This window comes from Aromatoleum aromaticum EbN1, from assembly GCF_000025965.1.
Lineage (GTDB): Bacteria > Pseudomonadota > Gammaproteobacteria > Burkholderiales > Rhodocyclaceae > Aromatoleum > Aromatoleum aromaticum.
Genome location: NC_006513.1, coordinates 1,480,636 through 1,493,695, shown reverse-complemented (window position 1 = coordinate 1,493,695; position 13,060 = coordinate 1,480,636). Strand labels below are relative to the sequence as shown.

General features: G+C 63.4%; 15 protein-coding genes. 13 read left to right on the top strand and 2 right to left on the bottom strand.

Going from position 1 to position 13,060, the window contains the following annotated elements:
• Positions 1-112: 112 nt before the first annotated feature.
• Positions 113-1,204 carry an IS5-like element ISAzo31 family transposase gene (locus tag EBN1_RS07035; protein WP_011237243.1) on the top strand — a complete coding sequence of 364 codons (1,092 nt, stop codon included), beginning with the start codon at positions 113-115 and terminating at the stop codon, positions 1,202-1,204.
• A gap of 241 nt (positions 1,205-1,445) precedes the next feature.
• Here the strand turns inward: EBN1_RS07035 and EBN1_RS07030 are convergent, their stop codons facing one another.
• Both EBN1_RS07030 and EBN1_RS07025 read right to left on the bottom strand, forming a co-directional pair.
• Positions 1,446-2,156 carry an RES family NAD+ phosphorylase gene (locus EBN1_RS07030; protein WP_011237242.1) on the bottom strand — a complete coding sequence of 237 codons (711 nt, stop codon included), beginning with the start codon at positions 2,154-2,156 and terminating at the stop codon, positions 1,446-1,448.
• Entirely contained in the window at positions 2,149-2,823 is a 675-nt protein-coding gene (locus EBN1_RS07025) for a hypothetical protein (RefSeq protein ID WP_011237241.1), read from the bottom strand. The genes EBN1_RS07030 and EBN1_RS07025 overlap by 8 nt, the downstream gene beginning before the upstream one ends.
• 114 nt (positions 2,824-2,937) lie before the next feature.
• Here EBN1_RS07025 and EBN1_RS07020 point away from each other — a divergent pair, with 114 nt between their 5' ends.
• From EBN1_RS07020 to EBN1_RS06965, 12 genes are all read left to right on the top strand, one after another.
• Positions 2,938-3,840, top strand: coding sequence for a bacteriophage abortive infection AbiH family protein (locus EBN1_RS07020; protein ID WP_011237240.1), 903 nt, complete (start codon positions 2,938-2,940; stop codon positions 3,838-3,840).
• A 453-nt stretch (positions 3,841-4,293) separates the two neighbouring features.
• Complete coding sequence (locus tag EBN1_RS07015; protein ID WP_011237238.1) at positions 4,294-5,040, top strand: hypothetical protein; 747 nt, start codon at positions 4,294-4,296, stop codon at positions 5,038-5,040.
• Positions 5,041-5,211: 171 nt separating this feature from the next.
• Entirely contained in the window at positions 5,212-5,424 is a 213-nt protein-coding gene (locus EBN1_RS07010) for an AlpA family transcriptional regulator (protein WP_011237237.1), read from the top strand.
• A 44-nt stretch (positions 5,425-5,468) separates the two neighbouring features.
• On the top strand, positions 5,469-6,338 hold the full coding sequence (locus tag EBN1_RS07005; protein WP_011237236.1) for a ParA family protein: 870 nt from the start codon (positions 5,469-5,471) through the stop codon (positions 6,336-6,338).
• Complete coding sequence (locus tag EBN1_RS07000) at positions 6,322-6,582, top strand: hypothetical protein (protein ID WP_011237235.1); 261 nt, start codon at positions 6,322-6,324, stop codon at positions 6,580-6,582. Before EBN1_RS07005 ends, EBN1_RS07000 begins: the two co-directional genes overlap by 17 nt.
• On the top strand, positions 6,575-8,266 hold the full coding sequence (locus EBN1_RS06995; RefSeq protein ID WP_011237234.1) for a ParB family protein: 1,692 nt from the start codon (positions 6,575-6,577) through the stop codon (positions 8,264-8,266). The genes EBN1_RS07000 and EBN1_RS06995 overlap by 8 nt, the downstream gene beginning before the upstream one ends.
• A gap of 15 nt (positions 8,267-8,281) precedes the next feature.
• Positions 8,282-8,842, top strand: coding sequence for a DUF2857 domain-containing protein (locus tag EBN1_RS06990; RefSeq protein ID WP_011237233.1), 561 nt, complete (start codon positions 8,282-8,284; stop codon positions 8,840-8,842).
• Positions 8,843-8,845: 3 nt separating this feature from the next.
• A complete protein-coding gene (locus EBN1_RS06985) occupies positions 8,846-10,048 on the top strand; it encodes an STY4528 family pathogenicity island replication protein (RefSeq protein ID WP_011237232.1) in 1,203 nt (400 codons plus the stop codon).
• A 283-nt stretch (positions 10,049-10,331) separates the two neighbouring features.
• Positions 10,332-11,084, top strand: a complete 753-nt coding sequence (locus tag EBN1_RS06980; protein ID WP_041647018.1) for an OST-HTH/LOTUS domain-containing protein — start codon at positions 10,332-10,334, stop codon at positions 11,082-11,084.
• A gap of 199 nt (positions 11,085-11,283) precedes the next feature.
• Positions 11,284-12,051: a PFL_4669 family integrating conjugative element protein gene (locus EBN1_RS06975; protein WP_011237230.1), complete on the top strand. Its 768-nt coding sequence runs from the start codon at positions 11,284-11,286 to the stop codon at positions 12,049-12,051.
• Positions 12,048-12,596 (top strand): DUF3158 family protein, encoded by a 549-nt coding sequence (locus EBN1_RS06970; protein WP_011237229.1) that lies wholly within the window; start codon positions 12,048-12,050, stop codon positions 12,594-12,596. The genes EBN1_RS06975 and EBN1_RS06970 overlap by 4 nt, the downstream gene beginning before the upstream one ends.
• Positions 12,593-12,976 carry a single-stranded DNA-binding protein gene (locus tag EBN1_RS06965; RefSeq protein ID WP_011237228.1) on the top strand — a complete coding sequence of 128 codons (384 nt, stop codon included), beginning with the start codon at positions 12,593-12,595 and terminating at the stop codon, positions 12,974-12,976. The genes EBN1_RS06970 and EBN1_RS06965 overlap by 4 nt, the downstream gene beginning before the upstream one ends.
• The last annotated feature ends 84 nt before the right edge of the window (positions 12,977-13,060 follow it).

The window sequence follows — 13,060 nt, the reverse complement described above, 5'->3', positions numbered from 1 at the left end:
CTTCTGACATCCACCCACAGCCATCGAGGTTAGCAGGGTGATGCAAAAGCCAGTGAACGATTCGACGATGTCTTTGTCATAGAAACATTCCCAAGTCCATTGAGCTACGACGATGCGCGGCCAACTCGACCCCCAGTCTTCGACGTTCCACTATTTCTCGCCCGAGTCGCGAGTCCCGGCCGACCATCCACTGCGCCGGGTGAAGAAACTGGCCGACCGCGCGCTCAGTGCGATATCGGCAGACCTGAACGGGCTTTACTCGAACATCGGTCGGCCGTCGATTGCACCGGAGCGTTTGCTCAAGGGGCAATTGCTGATCGCGCTGTACTCCATTCGCTCTGACCGTCAGTTCTGCGAGCAGCTCGATTACAACATCCTCTTTCGCTGGTTTCTTGACATGAATCTCGAGAGTACCAGCCTGGATCAGTCGAACTTCAGCCGACTGCGCGAGCGCCTGGTGCAGACCGACATCGCCCGGCGCTTCTTCGACGAGGTGGTGAGCCTGGCCCGGCGCGAGAAATTGCTCTCGTCCGATCACTTCACCGTCGACGGCACGCTGATCGACGCATGGGCCTCGTTCAAAAGCTTCAAGCGCAAAGATGGTGAGCCGCCCAAGGACGGCGGCGATGGCACCGGAATGGTCGATTTCAAGGGCGAGAAGCGCTCGAACGCCACCCATCAGAGCACCACCGACCCCGAATCCCGGCTCATGAGGAAGGGCAATGGACAGCCCGCCAAGCTCAGCTATGGAGGTCACGTGCTCATGGAGAATCGGAACGGGCTGTGCGTCGACATCCTGATCACCGAATCCACCCAGGCCGAACATCGCGCTGCGCGCCAACTGCTCACCCGTGCTCGGCGCCGGCGTATTCATCCGAAGACCTTGGGCGCCGACAAGGGCTATCACGTCAAGGAGTTCGTCAGCCATCTTCGTGAGCATCGTGTCCGCCCGCACATTGCACGGATCGCGAACCGAACGACACCGGGGCTCGACGGACGGACGACGAGAACCGAGGGCTACCAAATCAGTCAGCGCAAGCGAAAACGGGTCGAGGAAATCTTTGGCTGGTTGAAGACGGTTGGCGGAATGCGCAAGACCCGATTTATCGGCCAGGAAAAAACCCAGATGGCTGCATTTATTTCGGGGGCCGCCTACAACCTGTTGCGAATCGCGAAGTTGAGCGGTTCGGAGGTGAAGGCGTGAACCGGAGCGCCAAAATGGCCCGCGCAGGGCACGAGAAACACCCTTTCGGCAATTCGAAAGGGATTGAAAATCCAATTCCTGAGACGAAGTCGGCATGAAATTCAATTGGACGGCCCCGGGTGGCGCGGTGTCGAGTGTTTTTGCATCAGCCTGTTAGTGCTGAAGTCGATCAACACAGCGGCCCGCATGCCTTGCCGAGACCGCCCCTCTTGCCGCTTTCGGCGATCTGGAAGCACTCCATTCAGTTTTTCCCCGGCACGATGTTGACGCCGATTCGATCGGCCAGATCGAGCACCGCATCGTAAGCGTCCCCATCGTCCAGCAGGTTGCGGGAGTTGCCTTTCCGTCGAAGGGCACCGTCGGGGATGCGATCACCGAAAAGAACGAAGGCGCGCGCCGAGTCGTCCTGCCTTGAGATCCAGGACAGCCCTTGGGCCTGCGGGCATTGGCGGAGGATCGCCTCCGCCCACTTGCGGGTGGTCGGATATTGATCCTTCTCGGTGTCGATGAGCTGCTTGCGCGTCACACCCAGCTTGCGCAGGGGCACGCTCGCCAGATCGACGAGTTGAAGCTCCTGTTCGATCTGGATGGTGGAATGCACCTGTTCAACCAGCTTGCCCTTGTCGAAACTCTTGAAGCCGGCGGTATGCGGAACGTCGTGGAAGACCGTCTCCATCAAAGCGCACGCCATCGTCGTTCCGCCGTACAGGGTGGGGATCGGCTTTCCATATTCATTGTGGATCGGGCTGAAACGCGCATTGCCTTGTACGCCCGGGTTGAACTGGTCAGCCTGATATTTGCTCTGATGCACACGATGCAGCACCTCGTCCTTTACCAGCGAGGTGAGCGTGACATGGAGCTTGTCCGGAGGAGCTGGCGTGCAGGAATACGCCTCGTCGGCGGGCGGCGACGGGTCCGTGCTGCCCGCGGGCTTGGCGCTTCGCTTAGCCATGGGCGATCTCCTGAACCTCGTCCATTGCCGCGTCCATCACACGCTCGGGTGCTGATGCCAGCAGATCCTGTGGCCGCTTGCCGCCCAGGACGCTGTTGTCGGAGCGGAACCAGTAGGCCATGCCCCAGCTGTCCTTGCGTCCGGCGAAGGTCTCGATGATCTTGGCGAGCGCCTTCACCGGCCGGAAACCGGCGTCGCGGTCCAGCCCATAGCCCGGGAAGTAATCGACGCCCCCATGGTTGATGGCAAAGATCAACCCCTGTTTCTTCCATTTGTTGGGCTGGGCGCTGGGATTGCGGGTACTCAGGCCTGCTAGTTGTGCGATGTCGGCTGCGGTCAACCAGTCACCGCTCTCCAGCACAGCCTTGCGCGACCGCACCAGCATGGCCGCTTCCTTGAGCAGACGGGGAGACGGTGGCGTCCGGGGCACTAGAACCTCGGCCAAGCGCTCCAGCGACTCCCGGTCATGGCGCTCCAGCAATACCTCGAACATGGAAGAAGCCACGTTGGTGAAGTTCTCCGCCAGGGCCTGGAAGACGTTCGGATTTATGTGGTCGAACGCGACCACCAGCACGCGGTCAGCGTGCGATTTCCCAAGACGGGCCTGTACCTCCTTCGGGGTGCCAACCAAGGTCGAGACCCCCGGATGGTCTGCAACGACGCTCATGGATGCTCTCCTTTGGAGGTTATGAAAGTTATCTAATGTTAACATATCTCAAATAACCTTGAAAGCGCACTCCTTTCTGCAGAGGCGGCGCGCCTGAATCGGAGGAAAGGGTCCATGAAATCTCGCACGCTCTATGTGATCGGCAACGGCTTTGACCTGTGGCACGGCATTCCCTCAAGCTTGGCTCAGTTCAAGCAGCACGTCCAAGCCACCGACCGCGACGTCTACCGTGAGGTCGAGGAGTACCTCCCCACAGAGGATGACTGGAGCGATCTGGAGCTTGCACTGGCCGACATGGACGTGGATGCCCTGATCGACAACTTGGGGCACTTCATGGGTTCGTACGGCGCTGAGGACTGGAGCGACTCGGGGCATCACGATTTCCAGTACGAGGTGCAGAACGTCGTTAAGCGCCTGTCCGCCGGCTTGCGACTAAGGTTCGCCGAGTGGATCCGAAAGTTGCCAATCCCCAGCCCGTCAACAGCCCGGAAACGGATTGCGACAATGGATACGGGCGCGGTGTTCTTCAGCTTCAATTACACCAGCACGCTGGGCACGCTGTACGGCGTCCGTCCCGAACGGATTCTGTTCATACACGGCTGCGCCGATCTGGATGACGACGAACTTGTGCTGGGGCACGCGTGGCATCCGCAGACCCGCACGTCGTTGAACGATCGTCCAGATATCGAGGAGATCGATACGCGGTTGATGGAGGCCAACGACATCATCGACGGCTACTTTTCGGCGACGTTCAAGCGCTCCGCCGAACTCATCGCGCAACACCAGGGCTTTTTCGACGCTCTGACCGACATCAAGCAGGTGATCGTGCTGGGGCACTCGTTGTCGGATGTCGACGCGGCCTATTTCAGGGCCCTACTCGAACAGCGCCGCGTGGCTGACGCGCAGTGGCAGGTCGCCTGTTGTTTCCCCGAAGAATGGCCTGAGAAACGAGAGCTGCTTGTCCGCCTGGGCGTCGATCCCACCAGGGCCACGCCCGTACTTTGGGACGCGCTGTAAGCACCGTGATCCACGTGGCGCCTGCGACTATTTCAGTCTGACAGCATTCTCTGCAGGTTTAAGCACGCGCACGGATAAGCCGAGCGTGCCTGAAATGTGCTGCATGGTGTCGATCGGAACGCTCGTGGTGCGGAGGCAGATAGACCCTGGGTGCAACAGCTCATGCAAAACGGGTCTTGTCGGGTTCCGACAGAGCCGTGACCCTCACGTCTATGCGAAGGGCATGATTAGACGTCGCTGTCGCGAGATTCGGCCCAGCATCGTCCTGCAGTCAAGAGCGGATCCGACCCAATATCCATCTTTGCACATGAACCGCTTCGCGGTGGTCTGGCAGGGGGCGAGGTGATCGGTGCGCGCGAACGCACGGGCCTTGACGCCCTCGGCGTTGTTAGCGCCTGGGACGCCCTGGTCTGGAGGAGTTTTGGAAGATATTCCTTGTAGGGAGCCGGATGCATGCACGACAGTCCACCTATATCCAAGGTCTACTATCGACCGATCGAAGCGGCCATACGCTGGGCAGGCCTGCTGCAATACAAGAAAGATATCTTGCGCTTGATATCGTCACCAGCACATTTGCCGATGACGCTCGACTGCCCTGGATGGGCTGAGCTACGGCTATGCACCGAGCGCATCCACGATGCCATCTTCAATGGCGAGCTTCCGTACGGATGCAATGGCATCACGCAGAACGACAAGGCACTCTGGGATTCTCCCGACCTCACCATCAGGCACCTGGATCTCAAGCGCTGGATGCGGGATCACTACCCTGACGAACGTCCTGCCTTCCTCTTCAGTCGCCGCGAGCGCATCGCTCACCCTGTCATCACCTTGGAGACCGGCCAGGCAATGCTGGTCGAGCGGGAGGCCTTGAAGGCCGAACTGGAACACTGCCGGCGCCAGCTCCAGACGCTGCAGGAGCAGCATCACGTCCTGTCGAAACAGGGCGAAGTGATACCCGCCTGCGACGAGTGTTCGATCACCGATCGGTCGGAATCCACCTACCAGCACATCATCGGCGGCATGCTTGACTTGATGCTGAGCCAGTCGCCGGCAGGCACTCCGTACTCGTGCTTCAGGACGCAGGAAGCCGTCGTGACCGCCTTGATCGCACATCACAGCGGCATCATGGGGATCACCGAGCGCACTCTGCACGGCAAGTTCGCGCAGGCGCGCCGAAAGATCCGCAGCTCGGCCTCGTAGGCCCATAGACCGCCGGCCGTCACGCCGCGGAGACGCGAGTCCAGTTACGCGCCGACTTGCAAGTGTGTATGTGCAGTCCCGGAAACTGCATTTGCAGTGGCTTCCGTCAATCAGGTCTATTTAATGAGCGTCACGCCAACGAACGCCACCGAGCGTTAAGGAGTGACCCTCATGTCGCAAACGCCTGCATTGCCGCCGGGCGAGCGCCGCATCCTGCGGCTCGACGAAGTCGAAGCCAAGTCTGGTTTCAAGCGCGCCCACATCTACAGCCTGATGAAGAAGGGCGAATTCCCCCAGGCCCTGCGCCTTGGAGTGCGCGCGGTCGGTTGGGATTCGACCGAGGTGGACCTCTGGATCAGCGAACGCCTCAAGAACCGGGTGTGACCGAGTCTCCCACGGATTCCTTGAATACCCATGAGGAGAGCCTGATGCGGGTCGTATCCATCATTTCCACGAAGGGCGGTGTCGGCAAGACGACCACTGCCGCGAACCTGGGCGGCTTGGTGGCCGACGCGGGCTTGCGCGTGCTGCTGATCGATCTCGACGTGCAGCCTACGCTGTCGTCCTACTATCAGTTGGCGCACCGAGCCCCTGGCGGCATCTACGAGTTGCTGGCATTCAATGAGCGGCGCCTGGAGCAACTGGTATCGCGGACTGCCATCACCGGCTTGGACCTGGTTCTGTCCAATGACGACCGGGGCGAACTGAACACGCTGCTCCTGCACGCCCCGGACGGGCGGCTGCGTCTGCGCCATCAGTTGCCAATCCTGGCACCGCTGTACGACCTGGTACTCATCGACACCCAGGGCGCACGCAGCGTGCTGCTGGAAATGGCGGTACTCGCCTCCGACCTGGCGCTTTCGCCCGTCACCCCGGAAATCCTGGCTGCGCGCGAACTGCGCCGCGGCACCCTGCAGTTGATCGAGGACATCTCCCCGTACCGGCGTCTGGGCATAGAGCCCCCGCCGCTGACTCTGCTGATCAACCGTGTGCATCCTGTTTCGTCGAATGCAAAGCTGATCCGCCAGGCGTTGCGCGACGTATTCGCCAGCCACGTCGGGGTGCATGTCCTCGACACTGACGTGCCCGCCATCGAGGCCTACCCGCGTGCCTCAACGAGCGGCCTGCCTGTGCACCGCGTCGAGTACCGACAACCCCTGGGGCGGGTCGCGCCGGCGGCACTGGAGACCATGCGTGCCCTGGCAGGGGAGTTGTTTCCGGCGTGGCGCGAACGCTTCGCGTTGGTGACAGGCAAACACAATGAGCCCAGGGGAGCCCGCCATGGCGAACGCGCATGAACTGGCGCGTGGCCACAAGCGATTGCGCGCCCTGATCGAATTCGCCCTCGCCGAGGGCTGGCACGTCAAGCGCACGCCGGGAGGGCATCTCAAGTTCATCAAGCACGGCTGCGCGCCGATCTACACCAGTTCGACGGCCAGCGACCATCGGGCGAGCCTCAATGCCCGGGCTCAGATCCGGCGCGCCGATCGCGAAGCTCGTTGCGCCCTCGATGCTGCCGTGAACGGCGGTGGGCATGGCTGAGATAACCCCTCGGGACATGGCTGACAAGTTGCTCGCCGCCGGGTTTCAGCGCACCGGTCCCGCCGCGACGGTTTTGAGCGATCCGATCGCCGACACCCCAATGATCGTGACGCTGGACGAGTTGCGCCCGTATGACCACGACCCTCGCGTCAAGCGCAATCCGGCTTACGAGGAAATCAAGGCGTCCATCCGAGAGCGCGGTTTGGATGCCCCACCGGCGATCACGCGGCGCCCGGGCGAAGAACACTTCATCATTCGCAACGGCGGCAACACGCGATTGGCAATCCTTCGCGAGCTGTGGGCCGAGACCAGGCAGGAGCGCTTCTTCCGTATCTCCTGCCTGTTTCGCCCTTGGCCGGAACGGGGCGAGATCGTCGCCTTGACGGGCCACCTGGCCGAAAACGAGCTGCGCGGTGGCCTGACCTTCATCGAGCGCGCACTGGGGGTGGAGAAGGCGCGCGAGTTCTACGAGCAGGAGATCGGCAGCACGCTGACCCAGTCCGAGCTGGCGCGGCGCCTGACGGCCGACGGCTACCCGGTGCAGCAGTCGCACATCAGCCGCATGCAGGACGCGGTGCACTACCTGCTGCCGGCGATTCCGACCGTGCTGTACGGCGGGCTCGGCCGCCATCAGGTGGAACGGCTCGCGGTGCTGCGCAAGGCGTGCGAGCGCACTTGGGACCGGAGAGCACTGGGCCGTCACCTCGCCGTGGATTTCGCCGCGCTGTTTCAGGATGTGCTGTCGCAGTTCGACACGCAGCCGGATGACTTTTCGTTCCAGCGAGTGCAGGACGAACTGGTGGGCCAGATGGCCGAACAGTTGGACGCGGACTATGACGCGCTGAGCCTGGAAATCGACGACAGCGAAAACCGGCAGCGGGCGTTGACCCGCGAGCCGGCGTCGGCGAGCCCGGCGGCACCCATCGTGCCCGCGACGCCGAGGCCTGCGTCGCCACCTCCGGCGGCGACACCTGCACAGCAGGCTGGCGCACCGGCTGGACCCGTTGCCGAGCTTCCCGCGACACCGACTGCTACGGCGCTCGCGCTTGGCAATGAGCAAAGTGAGGGCGAAGGCGCCGCGCCAGTACCGGCCGACCGCGATGCGGAGCGCCTGCAGGGACATATCGTGTCTCCGGCGCTGACCACCGAACGCCTGCAATCCATTCAGCGCCTGGTGGCCGATCAGATGGGCGACAAGCTGCCCGACTTCGAGACCGATGCCTTGCGCGCGATTCCGGTGCAGGTCGGCGGGCTCTACCCCATCTCGGATGTCTGGTACATCGAACCCGGACTGGACGGTCCGGACCGGCTCCGGGTGCATATCGCACAGTTCGCTCGCGAGATCGCCGAGGAGGCGGCGGTCGCCGAGCACGTCGAGTCCAGTGAGAGCGGCATCGGGTTTATCTGTGTGACTACGGCCGTGGGCCAGACGAAGGACTTTCCGGCCTTCGCTTGTGCCGTGCTGACGCTGCTACATGCGCTGAGCGCGGCGCGGGTACCGGCGCCGGGGCTGGATCGTGAGCGACTGGCCAACGACCTGGCGCCGCTGCTGCGCGGCGGCGGAACGTCCATGCGGCTGAGCGACGCCGGCCTGGTGAAGCTGTTCCGGCTGCTGCGCCTGGCGCGCCGCCTGCTGGACCTGGAGACCGGTGTGACATCCGTTGCCCCGGGCCACGAACCCTGAGCTCGGGAGACCACCATGTCGTCACCCCATCCGCTCAACCAAGCCGTCATCGCCCAGGCGCTGCACGATCTGCGCAACGGCCAACTACGTCGCTGCAAGGCGATGGGCTTTGGCGAGGAGGAGCTGGATGCGCTCAAGCATCCGGCGCTGGTCAGCGTGCTGGTCAACGCCACGGTGTCGTGGTGTTCGGTCTCCGTCAACCGCGAGGTGCTGAAACGGCTCCTGAGCCAGGTGCATGACGTGGAGCAGGAAATCGCCACGGTGGATCGCATGCTGCGCTTGGGTGCGAGCACGGAGATGGTGAGCCGCTTCTACGGTCTCACGCATCAGGAGGTCGCCCTACGGCGCGACATCCTCGGCTTACCCAAGCGCAAGGGGCGGCATCCGGTGCTGGACGAGGCGCAGGACGCTGCCTTGTGGGAGCGCTGGAAGGCCGGTTTCACCGAGCGTCACATCGCGCTGGACGACGACATCGCGATGCTGGCGCTGACCATGGACCTCGCCGAGACCCTGACGCTGCCGATGTCGGTGATCTGGGCGGCGATACGGAACTGGATCGATCAGGGGGCCGTGTAGATTATGGCCACGGGCGGCGCGCCACGGTGCGATGGTCCCATGGCGCTGTCGGCGTTGTTCGACGATGCGCTGCGCGAGCTGGCGCCGTCCCCACGATCAAGCCACGCCACGGCACCCGCCGCCGATGGATTCCTCTACAGCGGCAACCGCCACGAGAGCGTGCCGCGGGCGCTGTTCCTCGACCGGCGCCTGACGCCGCTGGAGCGCAACGCCTGGCAAGTGTTCCGCCTGCTGCTCAACGACGACGGTGTGACCGCCTTCCCGACCTACGACCAGCTTCGGCCCTACCTGGCGTCGATGCCGTGTTCGGCGCAGGCCTCCCACGAGACCGTCGCGCGTGCCCTGACGCTGCTGCGGCTGACGCGCTGGTTGAGCCTGGTGCGCCGACGGCGCGATCCGAAGACCGGCCGCATTCTGGGCAACCTCTATGTGCTGCACGACGAACCGCTGACGCCCTTCGAGGCGATGCAACTCGACCCCGACTACCTGGGCCTGGTGAGCCAGGCCCTCACCCATGCCGCCAAGGCGGTACAGATCGTCGGCATACATTCGCTCAAGGAGATCGCCGAAGACCCGCTGCTCAGCGGCCGCATGCTGCCGACACGCCTGCAGGTGCTCGCGCAGCGCATGGTCCCGCACGGCTGGATGCCAGAGAGTTATCCACAGGATGGTGCCGATCACGATTCCGAAGGAGGCAGGGAGGGCTTGCTTCGGAATGCAGAACACCCGTCTTCGGAATCCGTAGCAGGACCAAAACCCGCGCCGGACTGCTCTCTTCGGAATCCGAAGGAAGACCGTACGGTACGTAAGGATCGTATAAATGAAGTACGTACAGTACCGCGCACGAAGGCCTTGCAGAACCTGCGCCTGCCCGAGCGCTTCCTGCGTCTGCAGGAGGAACAACAGGCCGGAGCGATGATCGCTCTGCAACAGGTGGACGATGCCCAGCGGCAGGCGGTGCTCGACGAGTGGGCGGCGCGCTGCCGTAGCAGCACGGTGCGCAACCCGGCCGGCTACCTGTTCGGCATCATCCAGAAGGCGATCCGCGGGGAGTTCAAGGCCTGGGCTGGCGAAGGCGGGTCAGTGCCGCCACCGCCTCGAGGCGCGGCACCTGCGCCGTCGCCACCTCCTGCGTCCAATGGACCCGACCGCGAAATGGCGCGCGCTTACCTGGCGCAGTTGCGGTCGATGATGCGCGATCCCTGATCGACTGGGCTATCCCTAGGGGATAGCCGGCACAGACAGGCTTCCTTCAGTTCTTGATTGCTCCCTGTCGTCCCATGAGCGAAACTGCCGCTTGATGGCACAAATGAGCCTGATCTCTGAAGCAGTACCTTCGATGGCTTCCGACCCGCATGGTCCGGGCTCAGGATTGCTGCACCCCGGATTCCACCACTCTGTGAGCGATGACGAACCTCAGGCACAGCAGCGAGAAGTTCAGCGCTTGCTGGGCCGCTGCCTGTTGCGCCTACAGCAATACGAACGCCTGATGAAGGCCATCGTGGCCCATCACGACATTTCGGGGCCCGCGCATTCACTGGAGGCTGTTCGTGCGGCGCGCATCGAGGACACGGCGACCAAGACTCTGGGTACGCTGGTGGGCCAATTGTTCGGATCGTATGTCGTCACGGAGGGCGGCGACGTCAGCGAGAATGAACCGGACCTGCCCGCCGACATGATTTCATTTCGCACGCGGGTGCAACTGAGCCTCTCTGCGGAGGATTACGTCAGGACGCAGGCCGACCTCAAGGATCTGGTGTCGCTGCGCAATGCCTTGGTACACCACTTCATCGACCAGCACGACCTCTGGACAATCGAGGGGTGTCATACCGCGCACGATGCGCTGACCACCGCCTACACCCGCATCGACCAGCATTTCGAGCAACTGCGTGGTTGGGCCGAGCACATGGATCAGGCGCGCCGCCTGGCGGCGGAGTTCGTCCAGTCGGATGTGTTTCACGACCTGGTGGTCAACGGCATTGCACCGGACGGCACGGTGGATTGGCCGGCGGTTGGCATCGTTCGCGCATTGCGCGAGGCGGCCGGGGAACTGGCCGTGGAGGGATGGACGCCCGTCGCCGCGGCCGGACGGTGGATCTCCGAACGGCATCCCGAGCAACTGCCCGCCAAGTACGGATGCAGCAGTTGGCGCCAGGTGGTGCATGAGTGCCGGTTCTTCGAGCTTCGCTACCGCGACGTAGATGGTCGGCGTGCAGCTTGGTTCAGGGCACGAGAGATGTAGCCTTGCTCGGCATTGCATGATGCTGTGCCAGCACTCATGCCTTGCTTTGCTTTCCGCAGCGCTATCCCCAGGGGATAGCCGGAACAGGCGGCTTTCCGCATCAGGCAAACCGGGCCAACACTGGCTGCGGTTTGTTGACTGACGGCCTTCCGGCCCATCCCGATGCTGGCGACTCGTTCCTTCACCGCGAGTCGCTTCCATGGCCAACGAACCCCTGCAGCTCAACCTCGGATCGCTGCGCAGCGCGATGTCGCTGACGCTGCACACCCACCACGCCTCGCGCATCTGGCACGGCCGCGCGCCGGCCGAGGGGCGCCCCGGCATCATCGGCCTCAACGGGTACATCAGCGCGATGAACAAGATGAAGCGCGGCGCCGAGCAGGACGACCCCTACTCGGACTGGTGGATGCTGCGCATCGAGGAGAAGCTGGCCGACACCAAGGGCCGCCTGCAGACCTTGCGCGAACAGGTGGACCAGGCCCTGTCCGACGTGCCACCGGCGCTATCTCTCGGCGAAAACATGAACGTGCAGCCGGTCAAGCTACCACTGTTCGTGAACGCGCAGCTCGGTTTTATGGCCGTGTACCTCCTGGCCGACTATGACGATCTGGCGCGCAAGCTGATCCTGGCGCACCACACGGCGCTGATCGACCGCAGCACGCTGGAACGCTGGCTCAACGACGGTGCGCATGCACTGCGCAGCCTATTCTCGCTGGCCCAGCAGTACCGCTTCTCCGGCACGACGCGCGACGACTTCGCGGCGAAGAACGCCGCGGCGCGGGCGGCACAGGAGAAATTCGGCGAGCTGCCGCAGGATGTGCTGGAAGGCACGCGCCGTTCGCGCTTTGCGCCACCTGTCGCGCGACGGGGAAACCGGCCCGAGGCTCCAGCCGCCGATGCCCCGGAGCCAAGCCTCGCCGATGGCGCAGTCGACACCACGGCGCAAGACGAGGACGCCAAGGCATGACAGCCGTGTTCTCTTCCGGCCGTCCGGCGCGCTTCATTCCGCTGGCACAGGCGGACTTCCAGCGGCTGGAACACGCAGGCTACCTAAAAGGCCTTTTACAGCCTTTTAAAGGTAAGGGGAGTCTGGAAATCTGGGCCAGCCAGTGCATTGCGCTGCGCGACGGGTTGATCACCCTGGCACGGCGGCAGATGTTGCCCCAGGCACGGGCCTACCCCTTCAACCTGCTTGACGTGCAACTGGCCCAGCAGACGACTGGCGCAGGGACGACCTTTCTGCGCTGGCGCAACCTCGACCGCTCTGCCATGGGCGTGGCCTTGTGGGAGGTGCTGCTCGCTCGCCCCGCGACACCGGTTTCGCTGATCGACGACCTGTACGCGATCGAACTGCAGCGCATCGCGCTGAACATGCAGATCAGCCTGACCCACAGCATCGCCCGCCACGCCCTGGAATGCGCCAGCAGGATGGAGCGGGCTGAGGCGACTTATCTGCGGCGTGCCCACGGGCATGACGCATCCATTCCCACCACCCCCAAGGAGTCACCATGAGCACGCACTTCGTCGGCGAGGGCAACATCGGATCTGCGCCGGAGTATCGCGAATTCCCCAACGGCAACGACGAGCCGCGTCGGCTGCTGCGCCTGAATGTCTATTTCGACAACCCGGTGCCGAAGAAGGACGGCGAGTATGAGGACCGTGGCGGCTTCTGGGCACCGGTGGAGCTGTGGCATCGCGATGCCGAGCACTGGCAGTCGCTGTACCGGAAGGGCATGCGCGTACTGGTCGACGGCCGGACCGTGCGCGACGAATGGGAGGACGCCGACGAAAACGAGCGTGTGACCTTCAAGATCGAGGCCCGGCGCGTCGGCATCCTGCCGTACCGCATCGAGACCGTGACGCTCGGCGCCAAACCAACCGGGGGCCAGTAGCCGGCGCTCAAGGGCGGCTGTAGCAGCCATCAGACGCCCTCCATGCGCCAAACGAGCTATCCCCAGGGGATAGCGCCAGCCAAC

Excerpts from the sequence above, each read along its gene's own strand:
- EBN1_RS07035 (WP_011237243.1), top strand. The coding sequence starts at position 113 with ATGCGCGGCCAACTCGACCCCCAGTCTTCGACGTTCCACTATTTCTCG.
- EBN1_RS07030 (WP_011237242.1), bottom strand. The coding sequence starts at position 2,156 with ATGGCTAAGCGAAGCGCCAAGCCCGCGGGCAGCACGGACCCGTCGCCG.
- EBN1_RS07025 (WP_011237241.1), bottom strand. The coding sequence starts at position 2,823 with ATGAGCGTCGTTGCAGACCATCCGGGGGTCTCGACCTTGGTTGGCACC.
- EBN1_RS07020 (WP_011237240.1), top strand. The coding sequence starts at position 2,938 with ATGAAATCTCGCACGCTCTATGTGATCGGCAACGGCTTTGACCTGTGG.
- EBN1_RS07015 (WP_011237238.1), top strand. The coding sequence starts at position 4,294 with ATGCACGACAGTCCACCTATATCCAAGGTCTACTATCGACCGATCGAA.
- EBN1_RS07010 (WP_011237237.1), top strand. The coding sequence starts at position 5,212 with ATGTCGCAAACGCCTGCATTGCCGCCGGGCGAGCGCCGCATCCTGCGG.
- EBN1_RS07005 (WP_011237236.1), top strand. The coding sequence starts at position 5,469 with ATGCGGGTCGTATCCATCATTTCCACGAAGGGCGGTGTCGGCAAGACG.
- EBN1_RS07000 (WP_011237235.1), top strand. The coding sequence starts at position 6,322 with ATGGCGAACGCGCATGAACTGGCGCGTGGCCACAAGCGATTGCGCGCC.
- EBN1_RS06995 (WP_011237234.1), top strand. The coding sequence starts at position 6,575 with ATGGCTGAGATAACCCCTCGGGACATGGCTGACAAGTTGCTCGCCGCC.
- EBN1_RS06990 (WP_011237233.1), top strand. The coding sequence starts at position 8,282 with ATGTCGTCACCCCATCCGCTCAACCAAGCCGTCATCGCCCAGGCGCTG.
- EBN1_RS06985 (WP_011237232.1), top strand. The coding sequence starts at position 8,846 with ATGGCCACGGGCGGCGCGCCACGGTGCGATGGTCCCATGGCGCTGTCG.
- EBN1_RS06980 (WP_041647018.1), top strand. The coding sequence starts at position 10,332 with ATGAAGGCCATCGTGGCCCATCACGACATTTCGGGGCCCGCGCATTCA.
- EBN1_RS06975 (WP_011237230.1), top strand. The coding sequence starts at position 11,284 with ATGGCCAACGAACCCCTGCAGCTCAACCTCGGATCGCTGCGCAGCGCG.
- EBN1_RS06970 (WP_011237229.1), top strand. The coding sequence starts at position 12,048 with ATGACAGCCGTGTTCTCTTCCGGCCGTCCGGCGCGCTTCATTCCGCTG.
- EBN1_RS06965 (WP_011237228.1), top strand. The coding sequence starts at position 12,593 with ATGAGCACGCACTTCGTCGGCGAGGGCAACATCGGATCTGCGCCGGAG.